Consider the following 16373-nt stretch of genomic DNA (forward strand, 5'->3'; position numbering starts at 1 on the left):
CCACGGTGCTTCCGTGCACGCGGACGCGGCGGCTGTGCGCGGGCCCGGGTACGTACGTACGGGGGTCAGGGGCGGTCTCGCCCCGGCGGCAACTACGGCTGGAGCAGGTCCACCTGGAGGCTCTTCGCCTCTCCCACGGTCACCTGCGGCGCACACGCGCCGATCGCGGTGTCCACCAGCGGTACCAGCAGGTCGAGTTGGGCCAGCAGGTCGGTGCGGCGGGCCTGCGCCTCGGTGTGCCAGGTGTCGGCGGTCGGGCCGACCCAGATCTCCCCCTGGCCGATGTCGGCGCACGGGCCCTTGAGCAGGGCGCGAAGGTCGTGCATCTCCTTGAGGAGATCCGTTCTGAGGGTGACCAGTTGCTCTCGCCACGGGTTGTCCACCATGGGCCCGTGGCTGTCGTCCGCCGCCACCCGCCGCCTCCCGTCGTACCGTCGTACGTCTCCCCCGCGCATACCGAGCGCACCCGGGCACCCCAAGGCATCCCAGGCACCCGCGATCACCGCGAAGGGTCACCAACTCCGCTACTCACCACGGCAATTCTGACACAACCCGGGCATCGCCCATCACTTTGCGTACACACGATACGGTGACGCCCCGCGCCAAACCGCCCCGCACCCCACTACTCCGCGACGCGCGGACGCAGCAGCGTGGACGGCGGCACCGGGTGGGACGGACGCTCCCGCTCTGCCCGGCGGGCGGCGGCACCGAGGTCCGCAGCGGTGAGCGCCGAACCGGACCCGGGCGAGGCGGAACCCGACGGAGCCGCACCGGCCGGGGCCGACTCGCCCCTCGCGTCCGACACTCCCGGCCGCTCCGGCGGAAGCCTGAGCCGAGGCGGCACCGAAGTGGGCGCGGCCAGCAGGAAGTTCCAGTCCTGCGTCGCGCCGCACGCCCCGGAGGCGGGCAACGTGTACGGGGTGCCGCGCAGGGACACGGCCCGAAGCGTCGCGTCCGTTGTCCACAGGCTGTGGACAACGGAACCCGCGTGAACGGCGATCCGCCCCCCGGCTGCCAGTTCACGCGCGGCCAGCCCGTAGAACTCCTGCGAGTAGAGCTTCGCGCTGTCGGAGTCGCCGGGCGCGGGGAGGTCCTCGATGATCACGTCGTACCGCTGCCGGGCCGCGCTCCCTCCGCGTACGGACCGGCGCAGCCAGCCGAACACGTCGCCCCCCACCTCCCGCACCCTCGGGTCGCCGAACGCGTGCCCGTTGAGCGCGGTGAGCCCCGGGTCAGTGCGGCCCAGCCGGGCGACCTCGGTGTCGCCGGGGACGACGGTCACCGCCAACACGCCCTGGTGGCGCAGCACTTCACGCAGCGCGAGCCCGTCACCGCCGCCGAGGACCAGCACCCGGGCGTGCGGCCCGCTCATCGCCGGCGCCACCAGCGCCTGGTGGTGGACGGCCTCGTCGGCGCCGCAGACCGCCAAGTCGCCGTCGACGTACAGCCGCAGCGAGGCGCCGCCGCCCGTGCCGGTGCCGCCGGCGAGCACGATCTCCTCCGCGCCGGTCTGCTCGGCGACGCGCACCCCGTCGCCGTACACGGCGTGCCGGGCGGCGCGTTCGAACGGCCCGGCGCCGACGGCCGCGCACGCGAGCAGGGCGAGCACGCCGACGTTGGCGGTCAGCAGCCAACCGCGCGCGCGGGCGGACAGGTCGCCGCGGAAGAGCCACAGCATGATGCTGCCGCCCGCGACCGCGTTGACCGCGCCCGTCGCGAGCGCGCCGGTCAACTGCCCCAGGAACGGCAGCAGAACGAAGGAGAAGGCCAGGCCCCCGAGGAGCGCGCCGACGTAGTCCGCGGCGAACAGGTCGGCGACGGCACCGCCCGCGTCCTGGCGGCGGATGCGCTGCACGAGCGTCATCAGCAGCGGCACCTCCGCCCCGATCAGCACGCCGATCACATAGGCGCAGCCGATCATGGCGAACCGGGCCTGGCCGTACCAGGCGAAGACCGCGTAGAGCGTCATCACCGACAGCCCGCCGACGAGCGCGAGCGCGGACTCGACGGCGACGAACGCGGCGGCGGCGCGGCTGCGCAACCGTTTTGCCAGCAGCGAGCCGCAGCCCATCGCGAAGACCATCACCGACAGCACCACTGACGCCTGGGTGACCGAGTCGCCGACCAAGTACGAGGCGAGGGCGACGAGTTCGAGTTCGTACACCAGCCCGCAGGCGGCGCAGACGAAGACGGCCGCGAGGACCAGCGCGCGGGCCGCCCGCACGGGGACGGGCAACGCCAAGGCGAGCGGGCGGGGGGTTTGCGGTCGTCCGCGCTGGTCGAGCATGAATGCACGCTATGTCAGGGTTGCGCCGTCACCCGTCACCCACAAGGGTGCAATTCGTCCGTACAGGCGGGCGGGTGGCGGCGGGCGGTGGCGCCCGGAAGCGCGCAGGGGTACGGCCGGGCCCCATGCCGTACGGCACGCGCCCCGGGGGCGGCGGGCGGTGGAGCCGCGCCGGGGCCGGTCAGCACGGGACCCGCAGCCTGGTCCGGGTCGCCACCAACCGCCCTTCCTGCGGATAGGCGTGCCAGGTCCGCCAGCGCACGCTGCCCTCCCTGCACTGCACCAGCATCGCGGTGAACGCGTTGGGGTCACCCGGGAAGGTGCCGGCCAGGCCCTGCGGGTGGTCGGTGACCAGGGCGAGCAACTCCTGGGCGCGGGCGGTGAAGGAGCCGGGCGTGAGGTGCTCGATGCGGGCCGCGAACTCGTACTCCCAGGTGCCGACCCGGCGGGATACGCCGAACGGCAGCGGTGCCTGGCTGCCCGGCAGGCACGCCACCGTCTCGGAGCAGTTGTCGCGGCCGGCGTCGACGAGCACCTGGTGGGAGGCGCCGAGCAGGCGTAACTCGACGTCGGCATGGAGCGCCGCGGCCTCGCCGACCCGTACGCCGAGGGTGGCGAGCGCGGGCAGCGCTTCCTTGTCCAGGCACCAGGCGAGATCGCCTGCCCGGGTGTCCGTGTATGCGGTGTCAATGGTGGTGAGCATGGGAGGGCTCCGCGGTGCACGCTGGGGATCGCACACCCGGCGCGAACAGGCCGTCCCGCCCGCGCCGCGAGGCGGAGGTGCGGTGGCTTGCGCCGGTGTGGGGGCCAGGTGGATGAGGGATCGTTCAGGCACGGATCGCCGGTGGACCTGGCTCGGCCCGGCGGGTTCGGGGTGATCTGGATGATCGGGAGGCCCCGACGACTCCCGCGGCGATCCGGGACCTACGGAACCACGGATCACACGCCGCGCTCAGCGTTTTTACCCATCTGCGCGTACTTTCCATCCCTTGGAGCGCTTACGAGTTCAGGTGTTCCGATATGACAACCCGGTACCATCGGCTGATCGGTTGGGCTGGTGCGTGGAGAGCGGGTGGACCTCGATGGCAGGCACGGTGGGCGCGGCGGACGGCCCTGACGCGTCCCGGCGCCCCTTCCTGAACCGCCGGCTGGCCGGCCTGGGGACGACGATCTTCGCCGAGATGTCCGCGCTGGCGGTTGCCACCGGCGCGATCAACCTCGGGCAGGGCTTCCCCGACACCGACGGGCCGGAGTCCGTACGCGAGGCGGCCGTACGGGCGCTGCGCGACGGCCGCGGCAACCAGTACCCGCCCGGCCCGGGCGTCCCCGAACTGCGCACCGCCGTCACCGACCACCAGAAGCGCTTCTACGGGCTCGACTTCGACCCCGACACCGAGGTGCTGGTCACCGCCGGTGCCACCGAGGCGATCGCGGCGGCGATGCTGGCGCTGCTGGAGCCGGGCGACGAGGTGATCGCGTTCGAGCCGTTCTACGACTCCTACGCCGCCTGCATCGCGATGGCCGGCGGCGTCCGGGTCCCGCTCACCCTGCGCGCACCCGACTTCCGCCCGGACCTCGACGCCCTGCGCGCCGCGGTGACCCCGCGCACCCGGCTGCTCCTGCTCAACAGCCCGCACAACCCCACCGGCATGGTCCTCACCCGCGACGAGCTGACCGCGATCGCCGAACTCGCCGTCTCCCGCGACCTGCTGGTCGTCACCGACGAGGTCTACGAGCACATCGCGTACGACGGCGCCGAGCACATCCCGCTGATCTCCCTGCCGGGCATGCGCGAGCGCACCGTCGCCATCTCCTCGGCGGGCAAGACCTTCTCCTTCACCGGCTGGAAGGTCGGCTGGGTCACGGGCAGCCGCGAACTGGTGGCCGCGGTGCGGACCACGAAGCAGTTCCTCACCTACGTCGCCTCGGGGCCGTTCCAGTACGCCGCCGCCGAGGCCCTCGCGCTGCCCGACGCGTACTTCACCGGTCTGCGCGACGGCCTGCGGGCGCAGCGCGACATCCTCGCGGCGGGACTCGCCGACGCGGGCTTCGAGGTGTACGCGCCACGCGGCACCTACTTCATCACCACCGACATCGCCGGACTCGCCCCGGGCATGGACGCGTTGGCCTTCTGCCGCGCCCTGCCGGAGCGGGCCGGGGTGGTCGCCGTCCCCAACTCCGTCTTCTACGACCACCCCACCGCCGGCCGTACCCAGGTCCGCTTCGCCTTCTGCAAACGCCCCGAGGTGCTCCGCGATGCCGCCGAGCGCCTGCGGCAGGCGTTCACGGGCTGAGACCGACGCCGCTCAGGGCTGTCGCGCGGGGTGGTCGGCGGGCCGGAGGTAGGGGGGTCGGGGGCGCTTGGCAGCCTTGGGGGCGTCGTCGACGTCGTCGTGCCGGCGGGCGGTCCGCCGCCGCCGGACCCGCTCAGGAGTCACCGTGCCCTACATACTGCTCGCGCTCGCCATCGCCTCCGAGGTCTGCGCCACCAGCTGCCTGAAGCTCACCGACGGGTACACCCGGCTGTGGCCGACGGTGGCGGTGGTCATCGGCTATGTGCTGTCGTTCGCGCTGCTCGGCCGGGCGCTCGTCCGCATCCCGGTGTCGGTGGCGTACGCGGTCTGGTCGGGCGCCGGTACGGCGGCGGTGGCCGCGATCGGGGCGGCGGCGTTCGGCGAGTCGCTGGGGCGGGTGCAGTGGGCGGGGATCGCCCTGGTCATCGCGGGCGTGGTGCTGCTGAACGTCCACACCTCCCACTGAGAGCCCGGCCGCCGGGCGCCGCGCGAGCCGGTCCGGTCCGGTCCGGAACACCGGAACCCCAGGTCACGAGGGACGCGACCTGGGGTTCCGCCGTGCTCTGTGCGCCTGCGGGCGGGGCTGCGCGGGTCAGTCGGTGCCGGACTCCATGGCGGCCAGGTCGAGCAGCTCGTCGTCCTCGGTGGCCTCGCCGCGGGAGGCGATCGCCTCGGCGCCGCCCTCGGGCAGGCGCGGCATGGTGCCGATCAGGCCGGTGGCGGCGGCCTGGGCGGCGCCGATGGCGGGGCTGCCGGAGCCGATCAGGCCGAGCTGGGCGTACTGCTCCAGCTTGGCGCGGGAGTCGGCGATGTCGAGGTTGCGCATGGTGAGCTGGCCGATCCGGTCCACGGGGCCGAACGCGGAGTCCTCGGTGCGCTCCATCGACAGCTTGTCCGGGTGGTAGCTGAAGGCCGGGCCGGTGGTGTCGAGGACCGAGTAGTCCTCGCCGCGGCGCAGCCGCAGGGTCACCTCGCCGGTGACGGCCGCGCCGACCCAGCGCTGGAGGGACTCGCGGATCATCAGCGCCTGCGGGTCCAGCCAGCGGCCTTCGTACATCAGCCGGCCGAGGCGGCGACCCTCGGTGTGGTACTGGGCGAGGGTGTCCTCGTTGTGGATCGCGTTGACCAGGCGCTCGTACGCGGCGTGCAGCAGCGCCATGCCGGGCGCCTCGTAGATGCCGCGGCTCTTGGCCTCGATGATCCGGTTCTCGATCTGGTCGGACATGCCCATGCCGTGGCGGCCGCCGATGGCGTTCACCTCGGTCACCAGCTCGACGGGGCCGAGCTTCACGCCGTTGACCGTGATCGGGCGGCCCTGGTCGAAGCCGATCGTCACGTCCTCGACGGCGATCTCGACCGACGGGTCCCAGAACCGCACACCCATGATCGGGTCGACAGTCTCGACGCCGGTGTCCAGGTGCTCCAGCGTCTTGGCCTCATGGGTGGCGCCCCAGATGTTGGCGTCGGTGGAGTACGCCTTCTCGGTGCTGTCGCGGTAGGGCAGCCCGTGGTCGAGCAGCCACTGGGACATCTCCTTGCGGCCGCCGAGTTCGGTCACGAAGTCCGCGTCCAGCCAGGGCTTGTAGATCCGCAGGTGCGGGTTGGCGAGGAGGCCGTAGCGGTAGAACCGCTCGATGTCGTTGCCCTTGAAGGTCGAGCCGTCGCCCCAGATCTGGACGTCGTCGGCCAGCATCGCCCGCACCAGGAGCGTGCCGGTGACGGCGCGGCCGAGCGGGGTGGTGTTGAAGTAGACGCGCCCGGCGGAGCGGATGTGGAACGCCCCGCAGGCGAGCGCGGCCAGGCCCTCCTCGACCAGCGCCGCGCGGCAGTCGACCAGGCGCGCGACCTCGGCGCCGTAGGCCAGCGCGCGATCGGGGACCGAGGCGATGTCGGGTTCGTCGTACTGGCCGATGTCGGCGGTGTACGTGCACGGGACAGCGCCCTTGTCGCGCATCCACGCGACCGCCACCGAAGTGTCGAGGCCGCCGGAGAAGGCGATGCCGACGCGCTCGCCGGCGGGGAGGGTGGTGAGGACCTTGGACATAGCAAGAGTATGCATGATTACGCATGATCATGCAATGTCGGGTTGCCGATGGCTTCGCCGGACGGTAAGGCGCCGGTCAGGTCGGGTCGTCGGGCCGCCGTCGAGGGGGCAGCACGGGTTGGCGCTCAGGCAAAGAATCGGCGCTCGAAGCAGCGCGCCCCGGTCAGTCGAAGGGCGGGACGGCCGGGTCCGTGGCGAGGCGGGCGTGCAGGTGGCAGTCGTGCCGGGTGCCGTCGGGCTCGACGAACGACCCGCGCATCACGCCCTCCTGCGCGAAGCCCGCCCGCAGCGCGGCCCGGCAGGAGCCGACGTTGTGGAGGACGTGGTCGAGGTGGATGCGGTGCAGTCCCAGACCGCCGTCCTGGGGCGGGCGGAACGCCCAGGTCGCGGCGGCGTCCAGAGCGCGGGCGGTGATCTGGCGGCCGCGCGCCGAGGGCGTCACCCAGTACCCGGCCACCGCCTGGTCGGGCACGCGGTGCACGTCGCGCAGACCGAGGTAGCCGAGCATCTCGTCGTTCGCCGGGTCGGTCACCGCGAACGCGGCGGTGCCCGTCGTCCACGCGGACAGCCGCGCCGACAGCCACACGGTGCCCCGGTCCTTCGGCGGCGAGCCGATCACCGCCATGCCGGCGGCCCACCGCAGGATGCCGGGGTCGGCCATCGCCTTCCTGACCGCGGGTTCGTCGGCCGCGACGACCGGGCGGAGCAGCAGCCCGTGGGCACGCAGGACGGTCGGCGCCAGGAGGTCGGCACCACGCGGAGAGGCCATGGCCAACACCTTACTGATCCGGCGCTCCGCCCGACCTCAGGTTTTGGCGTACGGACGCCGGTCCACACGCCGGTACGCACGGATGCACGTACGGCTCCCGCTCCACCCCACTGCCCGCACATACACAGGCGAGCGCCCGGGCCCGTACGGCTCGCGTACCGGTCCCGGGCGCTCGACGCGGTGGACCCGCTCAGCCCTCGGAGCCCTCGCCGGACTCGCCCGGCTCCCCGGACTCGTCGTCGTCCGCGGCCCCTTCGAGGCCCAGCCGCTCGCCGAGCCACTTGTTGAACTCGATGGACGCCTGGACCCAGCTCACCGTGGTGGCCACGAAGTGGTCGAGGCCGACGCCCATGCCGATGAGCATCTGGGCCTCGCCGATGAGGCGGACGACCCCTTCGTCATCGGTGTTCGTGTAGACCTTCGGCCACAGCGTGAGGTGGTTCCACTCGTCGAGCGCCTCGAGGAGCTGCGCCTTCTCGTCCACGGAGTACGCGCGCTCGTAGAACGTGCGCACCGCGAAGACGTGCTGCTGCGCCTCGCCGCGGAACATGAAGTAGGTGCGGAACTCCTCCCAGGGCGCGAGGAGGTCGCCCTCGTCGTCGACCGCGTGCTTCAGGCCCATCTGGTCGAGGAGCTGCGTGACCAGGTCCTGGTCCGGGATCACCACGCTGGGGGCCGCGGGTCCTCCGCTCGGCTGGTCCGGTTCCGGCTGGCTCCCGAAGTTCGGGATCGAGGAGGGGTCGATGCTCACCGTGAGGGTTCCCTTCGTGACGTTTCCCCGCCATCCTCCCCCATGAGGATCAGCCCGTCGACCGTCCGGTCCACCCGGACGGTCTGCCCGTCGAGCACCTCTCCGGCCAGGATCGCCTTGGCCAGCGGGTCGCCGATCGAGGTCTGGATCAGCCGGCGCAGCGGGCGGGCGCCGTACGCCGGGTCGTTGCCCTCCTCGGCGAGCCAGTCGAGCGCGCTGTCGGTGATGTCCAGGGTGAGCCGGCGGTCCTTGAGGCGGGCGCCGAGCCGGTCGGTCTGCAACCGGGCGATCCGGCGCAGCTCGTCCTGGTCGAGCGCGGAGAACACCACGATGTCGTCGAGCCGGTTGAGGAACTCCGGCTTGAACGAGGCGCGGACGGTGGCCAGGACGCTCGCCTTCTTCTGCTCCGCGTCCAGGGCCGGGTCGACCAGGAACTGGCTGCCCAGGTTCGAGGTGAGGATCAGGATCGCGTTGCGGAAGTCGACGGTGCGGCCCTGGCCGTCGGTGAGGCGGCCGTCGTCGAGCACCTGGAGCAGGACGTCGAAGACCTCCGGGTGCGCCTTCTCCACCTCGTCGAGCAGCACCACGCTGTAGGGGCGGCGGCGGACCGCCTCGGTGAGCTGGCCGCCCTCCTCGTAGCCGACGTATCCGGGCGGGGCGCCGACCAGGCGGGCCACCGAGTGCTTCTCGCCGTACTCGCTCATGTCGATGCGGACCATGGCCCGCTCGTCGTCGAAGAGGAAGTCGGCGAGCGCCTTGGCCAGTTCGGTCTTGCCGACGCCGGTGGGGCCGAGGAAGAGGAAGGAGCCGGTCGGGCGGTCGGGGTCGGCGATGCCGGAGCGGGAGCGGCGCACCGCGTCGGAGACCGCGCGGACCGCCTCGGTCTGGCCGATCAGCCGCTTGCCGAGCTCGTCCTCCATGCGCAGCAGCTTCTGCGTCTCGCCCTCCAGCAGGCGGCCGGCGGGGATGCCGGTCCAGGCGGCGACGACGTCGGCGATGTCGTCCGGGCCGACCTCCTCCTTGACCATGTTGGTCGAAGGGCCCTGGGCGGCGGCCTCTTCCTCCTCGCGGGTGGCCGCCTCCAGCTCCTCCTCCAGCTTGGGCCGCTCGCCGTACATCAGCTTCGAGGCGGTCTCGAAGTCGCCGTCGCGCTGGGCGCGTTCGATCCGGGTGACGATGTCGTCGAGGCGCTCCTTCAGCTCGCCGACCCGGTTCAGGCCCTGCTTCTCCTTCTCCCAGCGGGCGGTCAGGCCGCGCAGCTCCTCCTCGCGGTCGGCGAGGTCCTTGCGGAGCTTGTCCAGGCGCTGCACGGAGCCGGGGTCGGTCTCGTTCTTGAGCGCCATCTCCTCCATCCGCAGCCGGTCGACCGAGCGCTGCAGCTCGTCGATCTCGACCGGCGAGGAGTCGATCTCCATGCGCAGCCGGGACGCGGACTCGTCGACCAGGTCGATGGCCTTGTCGGGCAGGAAGCGGGAGGTGATGTAGCGGTCGGAGAGGGTGGCGGCGGCGACCAGCGCGGAGTCGGCGATCTGCACCTTGTGGTGCGCCTCGTAGCGGCCCTTGAGGCCGCGCAGGATCGCCACGGTGTCCTCGACGCTGGGCTCGGCGACCAGCACCTGCTGGAAGCGCCGCTCCAGCGCCGGGTCCTTCTCGATCCGCTCGCGGTACTCGTCGAGCGTGGTGGCGCCGACCATCCGCAGCTCGCCGCGGGCCAGCATCGGCTTGAGCATGTTGCCCGCGTCCATGGCGGAGTCGCCGCCCGCGCCCGCGCCGACGACGGTGTGCAGCTCGTCGATGAAGGTGATGACCTGCCCGTCGCTGTCCTTGATCTCGGCGAGCACCGCCTTCAGGCGCTCCTCGAACTCGCCGCGGTACTTCGCGCCGGCCACCATGGCGCCCAGGTCGAGGGAGACCAGCCGCTTGTTGCGCAGGCTCTCGGGCACGTCGCCCTTGACGATGCGCTGGGCCAGGCCCTCGACGACGGCGGTCTTGCCGACGCCGGGCTCGCCGATGAGCACCGGGTTGTTCTTCGTCCGGCGCGAGAGCACCTGGACCACCCGGCGGATCTCCTGGTCCCGGCCGATCACCGGGTCGAGCTTGCCCTCGCGGGCGGCCGCGGTGAAGTCGGTGCCGTACTTCTCCAGCGCCTTGTAGGTGCCTTCCGGGTCCTGGCTGGTCACCCGTTGCCCTCCCCTGGCGTCCTCGAACGCCGTCAACAGCGCCTTGGCCTTGGCGCCCGCGGCGTTGAGCAGGTCGCCGGCCGGGCCGCCCTTGACGGCGATCCCGATCAGCAGGTGCTCGGTCGACACGTACGCGTCGCCGAGGTCCTTGGCGCGCTGGGACGCGTCGGCGATGACCGCGAGCATGTCACGGTTCGCCTGCGGGGGTGCGACGGTGGCGCCCTGGACCGACGGCAGGCCCGCCACCAGGCGCTCGGTGCCGGCGCGCACGGCGGCGGGGTCGGCGCCGGTGGCCGCCAGCAGGTCGAGCACGTTCTCGTTGTCGGCGCCGCTCAGCAGAGCGAGCAGCAAATGCGCGGGCGTCAGGTCCGGGTTCCCCTCGGTGACGGCCTTGGCGTTCGCGCTGTTGAGCGCTTCCCGGCTCTTGTTGGTCAGCTCGGCTTCCACGGGCGTTCTGTCCTCCTCATACGTACGTCGCTAGCATGTACCTCAACCTGACTACCTCAACATGAAGCAAGTTGAGTCTATTCCACTCAAGGTGATTCCGGGCACAGAAGAGCACGCGTTTTTTGGGAGGACCCATGACCTCGGCGCACCCGGCGACACCGGACCCGGCACATCCGCACCCGGCGACACCGGACCCGACCCAGCCGTACACCCTGGGTGCCGGCGGCGCCTCCGTACGGGCCGACGCCGACGATCTGCGCGAGCGCGCCGCCGCCTGCCCGGTGATGCTGCCGGGGGGAGTCCCCGGCATGATCGTCTCCCGCCACCGCGAGCTGCGCGACTTCCTCGCCCACCCCGCCGTGGCGAAGAACGCCCGCCACTTCGCTGCCCTGACGGAGGGCCGGGTCCCGGCGCAGTGGCAGCTCAACGCCTTCGCCCTGGTCAACGGCATGACCACGGCCGACGGCGACGACCACCGGCGGCTGCGGGGCCTTGCCGCCAAGGCGTTCACACCGCGACGGGTGGCCGCCATGCGGCCCTGGATCGAGCAGCTGGCCGGCGGGCTGGTGTCCGCCCTTCCGGACCGCGCCGGGCCGGACGGCGTCGTGGACCTGCGCGCGCACTTCGCCTATCCGCTCCCCATGGGAGTGATCAGCCGCCTGCTCGGGGTGGCGCCCGGGCACCGTGACCACCTGCACGACCTGACCGGGCTGCTGGTCAGCACCTCCAGTTCGGCCGCCGAGGCGATGGCCGCGCAGCGCGGCATCCACGCGGTGCTCGCCGAGGTCGTCGCCGAGCGCCGGGCCCACCCGGCCGACGACCTGGCCGACGACCTGGCCGGCGCGCTGGTCGCGGCCCGCGACGAGGACCGGGCGGGCGGCGCCGAGCGGCTGAGCGACGAGGAGGTCGCCGGCACCCTGCTGCTGATGATCGTGGCCGGCCACGAGACCACCCTCAACCTCATCACCAACGCGGTGCGCGCCCTGTGCCGCCACCCGGACCAGCGCGACCTCGTCCTGACCGGCGGCGCCTCCTGGGACGCGGTGGTCGAGGAGACGCTGCGCTGGGACAGCCCGGTGGCCAACTTCCCCTTCCGCTACCCGACCGCCGACCTCGACGTGGGCGGCACCGTCATCCCGCGCGGCACCCCCGTGCTCGCCGGATACGCCGCCGCCGGACGCGACTCCCGGGAGTACGGCCCGGACGCCGACCGGTTCGACGTGACCCGGCCGCCCGGCACCCGCCACCTGTCCTTCGGGCACGGCCCCCACTACTGCCTGGGCGCCCCGCTGGCCCGCCTTGAGGCCGCGGTCGCGCTGCGCACGCTGTACGGGGCGTGGCCGCGGCTGGCGACCGCCGTACCCGAGGCCGAACTGCCGCCGCTGCCGGGCTTCGTCGGCAACAGCGTCAGCGAACTGCCGGTGCGGCTGGGCGGTTGAGCGGTCGGGTGCCCTGACCGGGCGGGGCGGGGCGGGGCGGGGACGGGCTACCGTTTCCCCATGGCCCGCCGCGATCCCCGCTCCCCCGAACCCGGCTTCCTGGAGTTCTGGCGCGAGTACCACCTGTGCACGCTGACCACCACGCGCCCCGACGGCTCCCCGCACGTCGTCCCGGTCGGCGTCACCTACGACCCCGACGCGGGGCTCGCCCGGGTGATCACCAACACCCGCAGCCGCAAGGCCGCCAACGTACGGGCCGCCGGACCCGCGGGCGCCCGGGTGGCGGTCTGCCAGGCCGACCGCGGCCGCTGGGCCACCCTGGAGGGCCTCGCGACCGTCTCCACCGACCCCGAGCGCGTCGCCGACGCCGTCCGCCGCTACGCCGAGCGCTACGACCGCACCCCCGCCCCCAACCCCGACCGCGTCGTCATCGAGATCGCCCTCACCCGCGCCATGGGCAACGCCTGACCCGCACTCCCCGACCACCCGGCCCCACGCCCGCCCCCACCTGCGCGAACACGCGCTCACGCGGGGTGCGGCGCCTGCTACAGTGCGCTGACTCGGTCGAGCTGGGGGGCAGTTGGCGATGTGGGGACGAGCGCGCCGTGACGCGCGGAGACGTACCGCGGTCAGCACGGGAACGCGGATGCTGGCGGCGGGGGGCGCCGCGGCGGTGACGCTGCTCCTCGCGGGCTGCGGAGCCTCGGACGGAGCGTCGTCCGACGCGTCCGCGCCGACTACGAAGCCCGCCGCCACGAGCAGCACTCCGACGGCGACGACCCCGACGATGGCGCCTGCCGCGACGACGCCCGCCACGGCGTCGCCGGAAGGCTACGACCCCACGCGGGACGCGGCGGCGGACGTGACCGCTGCCGAGCACGCCTCGGCCAAGGACGGCCGACCCGTACTGATCGACTTCGGCGCGGACTGGTGCCCGGACTGCGTGGTGCTCGGCCGCACCTTCACCGAGCCGGCGACGGCCGCCCTGCTGGCCAAGTACCACGTGGTGCGGGTCGACGTCGGCCAGTTCGACCACAACCTGTCGCTCGCCGCGCGCTACGTCGACCTCGACTCCAGCGGCATTCCGGCGCTCGCCGTGGTGGACCGGCACGGCACCACCGAGACGGCCACCAACCAGGGCCAGTTCTCCAACGCCCGCAGTATGCCGGAGAGCCAGGTCGACGCCTTCCTGAAGACGTGGGCGTGAGAAGGGCCCCGGCCGCCGTACGAAGGAACGCCGTCCGCTCCACCGCCGTCGCCCTGCTGCTCTGCACGGTCGGCTGCGGCCAGGGCGGACAGGGTGGCCAGGGCGGCCACGGCGGTTCGCCACACGCGGCGCCGACGCGTACGCGGGCGTCCTTCACCGCGGGCGGGGTGGACGTCGCCGTCACGCTCGAACGGTCGGGCGCGGACACGGTGGCGGTGCGCGCCACCCTCAGCCCGCGGCAGAAGGGCTTCCACCTCTACAGCCTCACGCTGCCCGACGACGGGGTCGACGGTCTCGGCATCCCGACCCGCCTGACGGTCGGCGCGCCGCTCACCGCGACCGGCCCGGTGACGTCCTCCGTCGCCCCGCACGAGGTGCGCCCCGCCGGCCTCGACCTGGCGCTCCCGGTCTACCCCGACGGGCCGGTGACCCTGAGCCTGGCCACGCGGCTCGCGGGCAGCGCCGACGGATCGGCCTCCGCGCGGGTCCTGCTCACCTACGGAGCCTGCTCCACCGACGGCGCCTGCCTCGCGCCGGTCCGGGCGCACCCGGTGACGCTGGCCGTTCCGCCGCGCTGACGCCAGGCGGTCAGTGCGGCTGGGGAGCGGTGATCTTGGTGAGGAAGCCGTCGAGGTTGCGCAGGGTGCGGTCGATCTGCTCGGCCAGGGTGAGGGTCTCGTCCATCCGCTTGGCCAGTACGGAGGTCTTCTTGCCCCGGACGTAGAGGGAGCAGGCCAGGTCGGCGCACATGTAGATGCCCACGGTGTTGCCCTGCCGGCCGGCCGGGCCGGCCAGCGGCGCGGCCAGCAGGTCGACGCCGCCGCCGGAGTGGCCGGTCAGGCAGACCGAGCACAGGCTGCTGCGCATCAGGTTGCGGCGCGCGCCGGGGGCCACCCGCAGGGTGACGCCGACCGGCTGCTCGCCCGCGGTCACCAGGTAGGCGCGGTCGGGCGCGCCCGGGTCGCGCCAGCCGAAGAAGTCCAGGTCGTCCCACGGCACCTCCGCGAGGTCCCGCGGCAGCCGGACGCGCTTCGCCTCCCCCTTCGAGCAGTTCACGAAGGAGTCCCGGATCTGCGCCTCGCCAAGTGGGTCCATGACGACCGAAGCTAACAAGCGCCCGGCGCCGCTGTCGCCGCATTTACCGGCGGCCCGCCGGCCGCACGGCGGGCCGACGCACGAGATCCCCGCGACCCTCGGGAGGGCGCGGGGACCGTGTGTGCTGCGTGAACAGCCCGGCGTGAACAGCCCGGTCAGACGTCCCGCTTGGGGCGCCACACCACGAGCGCGCTCGTGTGCTGCACGTCCTGGTACGGCACCAGGTCGCGCCGGTAGGAGGCGTGCACCGCTGCTTCGCGCTGCTGGATGACGGCGGCTGCGCCGTCGACGGCGGCGGAGAGTTCGGCGACCCGGGCCTGGAGCGCGGCGACCTGGTTCTCCAGTTCGATGATCCGCTTGATGCCGGCGAGGTTGATGCCCTCGTCCTGCGAGAGCCGCTGCACCTCCCGCAACTGCTCGATGTCGCGGGCGGAGTAGCGCCGCCCGCGCCCGGCCGCCCGGTCCGGCGAGACCAGGCCGAGGCGGTCGTACTGCCGCAGGGTCTGCGGATGCAGCCCGGACAGCTCGGCCGCCACCGAGATCACGTAGACCGGTGACTCCTCCGTCAACTGGTACGGATTGCGGCCACGTCCCATGCGGGGCCCGGGAGCCCCGCCGCCGTCGATGCCCATCCGTTCACGCTCCCTTCGCGGCCTTGAACAGCTCCGCCCGCGGGTCGATGTCCGCGGTCGCCTCTCGGTACGACTCCAGTGCGTCCAGCGCCTTGCCCTCGGTCTGCGCGGGCACCGCCACCTCGACGGTGACGAGCAGGTCGCCGCGCGACCCGTCCTTGCGCACCGCGCCCTTGCCGCGGGCCCGCAGCGTCCGGCCGTTCGGCGTGCCGGCCGGCAGCTTCAGGGTGACCGGCGGCCCGCCCAGGGTGGGCACCTTGATCTCCCCGCCGAGCGCGGCCTCGGTGAAGCTCACCGGGACCGTGACCGTCAGGTTCGCGTCCTTGCGGCCGAAGACCGGGTGCCGGCCGACGTGCACGACCACGTACAGGTCGCCGGCCGGTCCGCCGCGCTCACCGGGGGCGCCCTTGCCGCGCAGCCTGATCCGCTGCCCGTCGGTGACGCCCGCCGGGATGCGCACCTGCATGGTGCGCGAGCTCTTCGCCCGGCCGCTGCCGTGGCAGACCTCGCAGGGGTTCTCCGCGATCAGGCCGCGGCCCTTGCAGTCCACACACGGGTCGGTCAGCGAGAAGCCGCCACCGCCGCCGCGGGAGACCTGCCCGGTGCCGACGCAGGTCGGGCACACCCGGGGGGTGCCGTTCTTGTCGCCGGTGCCGGAGCACGCCTTGCAGGGCGCCTGCGAGGACATCCGTAGCGGGACCGTGGCCCCGTCGACGGCCTCGGTGAAGCTGAGCGTCACCTCGGACTCGATGTCCTGGCCGCGCCGCGGCTGCACACGGGTGCCGCCGCCGCCCCGGTTGAACAGGCCGCCGAACACGTCGCCGAGACCGCCGCCGAAGCCGCCGCCCTGGCCGCCGGTCGTGGTGCCGCCGGGTCCCTGGGCACCGCCGAAGAGGTCGCCCAGGTCGAAGTTGAACCCGCCGGTGCCGCCCGCGCCGGGGCCGGGCCGCATGCCGCCGTTGCCGAACAGCGCGCGGCCCTCGTCGTACTCCTTGCGGCGCTTGGTGTCGGACAGGACGTCGTTGGCCTCGGAGATCTCCTTGAAGCGCTCCTCGGCCGTGGCGTCGTTCTTGTTGGCGTCGGGGTGGAACTCCCGGGCCAGCTTCCGGTACGCCTTCTTGATCTCGGCGTCGGTGGCGTCCTTGGGGACGCCGAGGACCTTGTACAGGTCCTTCTCCAACAGGTCCCTACTGATGCTCATCCTCGGCGTCCCTCCTCTCCGTCCACG

At 73.0% G+C, this 16373-nt stretch carries 16 protein-coding genes; 6 read left to right on the top strand and 10 right to left on the bottom strand.

The window, feature by feature from the left end:
• Positions 1–92: 92 nt before the first annotated feature.
• The 3 genes from WA788_RS25175 to WA788_RS25185 form a co-directional block, all read right to left on the bottom strand.
• The gene (locus WA788_RS25175) at positions 93–386 is read right to left on the bottom strand and encodes a hypothetical protein (RefSeq protein WP_335980984.1); all 294 of its coding nucleotides are present in this window, start codon (positions 384–386) and stop codon (positions 93–95) included.
• Positions 387–622: 236 nt separating this feature from the next.
• Complete coding sequence (locus tag WA788_RS25180) at positions 623–2287, bottom strand: polyamine aminopropyltransferase (protein ID WP_335980986.1); 1665 nt, start codon at positions 2285–2287, stop codon at positions 623–625.
• Positions 2288–2468: 181 nt separating this feature from the next.
• Positions 2469–2990: a DUF2617 family protein gene (locus WA788_RS25185; RefSeq protein ID WP_335980988.1), complete on the bottom strand. Its 522-nt coding sequence runs from the start codon at positions 2988–2990 to the stop codon at positions 2469–2471.
• A gap of 379 nt (positions 2991–3369) precedes the next feature.
• Here WA788_RS25185 and WA788_RS25190 point away from each other — a divergent pair, with 379 nt between their 5' ends.
• Both WA788_RS25190 and WA788_RS25195 read left to right on the top strand, forming a co-directional pair.
• Positions 3370–4581 carry a pyridoxal phosphate-dependent aminotransferase gene (locus WA788_RS25190; RefSeq protein WP_335980990.1) on the top strand — a complete coding sequence of 404 codons (1212 nt, stop codon included), beginning with the start codon at positions 3370–3372 and terminating at the stop codon, positions 4579–4581.
• Between the two features lie 145 nt (positions 4582–4726).
• Complete coding sequence (locus tag WA788_RS25195; RefSeq protein WP_335980991.1) at positions 4727–5047, top strand: DMT family transporter; 321 nt, start codon at positions 4727–4729, stop codon at positions 5045–5047.
• A gap of 126 nt (positions 5048–5173) precedes the next feature.
• On the opposite strand, the gene argG is transcribed toward WA788_RS25195, so the two are convergent.
• The 4 genes from argG to clpB form a co-directional block, all read right to left on the bottom strand.
• The gene (gene argG / locus WA788_RS25200; RefSeq protein WP_335981055.1) at positions 5174–6625 is read right to left on the bottom strand and encodes an argininosuccinate synthase; all 1452 of its coding nucleotides are present in this window, start codon (positions 6623–6625) and stop codon (positions 5174–5176) included.
• A gap of 163 nt (positions 6626–6788) precedes the next feature.
• Positions 6789–7394: a GNAT family N-acetyltransferase gene (locus WA788_RS25205; protein ID WP_335980992.1), complete on the bottom strand. Its 606-nt coding sequence runs from the start codon at positions 7392–7394 to the stop codon at positions 6789–6791.
• Between the two features lie 190 nt (positions 7395–7584).
• A complete protein-coding gene (locus WA788_RS25210) occupies positions 7585–8145 on the bottom strand; it encodes a YbjN domain-containing protein (RefSeq protein ID WP_335980994.1) in 561 nt (186 codons plus the stop codon).
• Entirely contained in the window at positions 8142–10772 is a 2631-nt protein-coding gene (gene clpB / locus WA788_RS25215) for an ATP-dependent chaperone ClpB (RefSeq protein WP_335980996.1), read from the bottom strand. The genes WA788_RS25210 and clpB overlap by 4 nt, the downstream gene beginning before the upstream one ends.
• A 134-nt stretch (positions 10773–10906) precedes the next feature.
• On the opposite strand from clpB, the gene WA788_RS25220 reads away from it, so the two are divergent.
• From WA788_RS25220 to WA788_RS25235, 4 genes are all read left to right on the top strand, one after another.
• Entirely contained in the window at positions 10907–12211 is a 1305-nt protein-coding gene (locus WA788_RS25220) for a cytochrome P450 family protein (RefSeq protein WP_443034095.1), read from the top strand.
• A 60-nt stretch (positions 12212–12271) separates the two neighbouring features.
• The gene (locus WA788_RS25225; protein WP_335980997.1) at positions 12272–12679 is read left to right on the top strand and encodes a pyridoxamine 5'-phosphate oxidase family protein; all 408 of its coding nucleotides are present in this window, start codon (positions 12272–12274) and stop codon (positions 12677–12679) included.
• 178 nt (positions 12680–12857) lie between these two features.
• Positions 12858–13418: a thioredoxin family protein gene (locus WA788_RS25230; protein WP_335980998.1), complete on the top strand. Its 561-nt coding sequence runs from the start codon at positions 12858–12860 to the stop codon at positions 13416–13418.
• Positions 13415–13996 carry a hypothetical protein gene (locus tag WA788_RS25235; RefSeq protein ID WP_335980999.1) on the top strand — a complete coding sequence of 194 codons (582 nt, stop codon included), beginning with the start codon at positions 13415–13417 and terminating at the stop codon, positions 13994–13996. Before WA788_RS25230 ends, WA788_RS25235 begins: the two co-directional genes overlap by 4 nt.
• A 10-nt stretch (positions 13997–14006) precedes the next feature.
• Here the strand turns inward: WA788_RS25235 and WA788_RS25240 are convergent, their stop codons facing one another.
• From WA788_RS25240 to dnaJ, 3 genes are all read right to left on the bottom strand, one after another.
• Complete coding sequence (locus WA788_RS25240; RefSeq protein WP_335981000.1) at positions 14007–14513, bottom strand: FBP domain-containing protein; 507 nt, start codon at positions 14511–14513, stop codon at positions 14007–14009.
• Between the two features lie 155 nt (positions 14514–14668).
• Positions 14669–15145, bottom strand: a complete 477-nt coding sequence (locus tag WA788_RS25245; protein ID WP_335981001.1) for a heat shock protein transcriptional repressor HspR — start codon at positions 15143–15145, stop codon at positions 14669–14671.
• Between the two features lie 4 nt (positions 15146–15149).
• Positions 15150–16346, bottom strand: a complete 1197-nt coding sequence (dnaJ, locus tag WA788_RS25250; protein WP_335981002.1) for a molecular chaperone DnaJ — start codon at positions 16344–16346, stop codon at positions 15150–15152.
• Positions 16347–16373 lie beyond the last annotated feature (27 nt).

The organism is Streptomyces sp. CA2R106 (assembly GCF_037034245.1).
In the GTDB taxonomy this organism is placed as follows: domain Bacteria; phylum Actinomycetota; class Actinomycetes; order Streptomycetales; family Streptomycetaceae; genus Actinacidiphila.

Bases quoted from the DNA above. Each gene is read 5' to 3' on its own strand.
- WA788_RS25220 (WP_443034095.1), top strand. From the start codon at position 10,907: ATGACCTCGGCGCACCCGGCGACACCGGACCCGGCACATCCGCACCCG.
- WA788_RS25245 (WP_335981001.1), bottom strand. From the start codon at position 15,145: ATGGGCATCGACGGCGGCGGGGCTCCCGGGCCCCGCATGGGACGTGGC.
- WA788_RS25225 (WP_335980997.1), top strand. From the start codon at position 12,272: ATGGCCCGCCGCGATCCCCGCTCCCCCGAACCCGGCTTCCTGGAGTTC.
- WA788_RS25240 (WP_335981000.1), bottom strand. From the start codon at position 14,513: ATGGACCCACTTGGCGAGGCGCAGATCCGGGACTCCTTCGTGAACTGC.
- WA788_RS25190 (WP_335980990.1), top strand. From the start codon at position 3,370: ATGGCAGGCACGGTGGGCGCGGCGGACGGCCCTGACGCGTCCCGGCGC.
- WA788_RS25230 (WP_335980998.1), top strand. From the start codon at position 12,858: ATGCTGGCGGCGGGGGGCGCCGCGGCGGTGACGCTGCTCCTCGCGGGC.
- WA788_RS25175 (WP_335980984.1), bottom strand. From the start codon at position 386: ATGGTGGACAACCCGTGGCGAGAGCAACTGGTCACCCTCAGAACGGAT.
- WA788_RS25205 (WP_335980992.1), bottom strand. From the start codon at position 7,394: ATGGCCTCTCCGCGTGGTGCCGACCTCCTGGCGCCGACCGTCCTGCGT.
- dnaJ (WP_335981002.1), bottom strand. From the start codon at position 16,346: ATGAGCATCAGTAGGGACCTGTTGGAGAAGGACCTGTACAAGGTCCTC.
- WA788_RS25180 (WP_335980986.1), bottom strand. From the start codon at position 2,287: ATGCTCGACCAGCGCGGACGACCGCAAACCCCCCGCCCGCTCGCCTTG.
- argG (WP_335981055.1), bottom strand. From the start codon at position 6,625: ATGTCCAAGGTCCTCACCACCCTCCCCGCCGGCGAGCGCGTCGGCATC.
- WA788_RS25185 (WP_335980988.1), bottom strand. From the start codon at position 2,990: ATGCTCACCACCATTGACACCGCATACACGGACACCCGGGCAGGCGAT.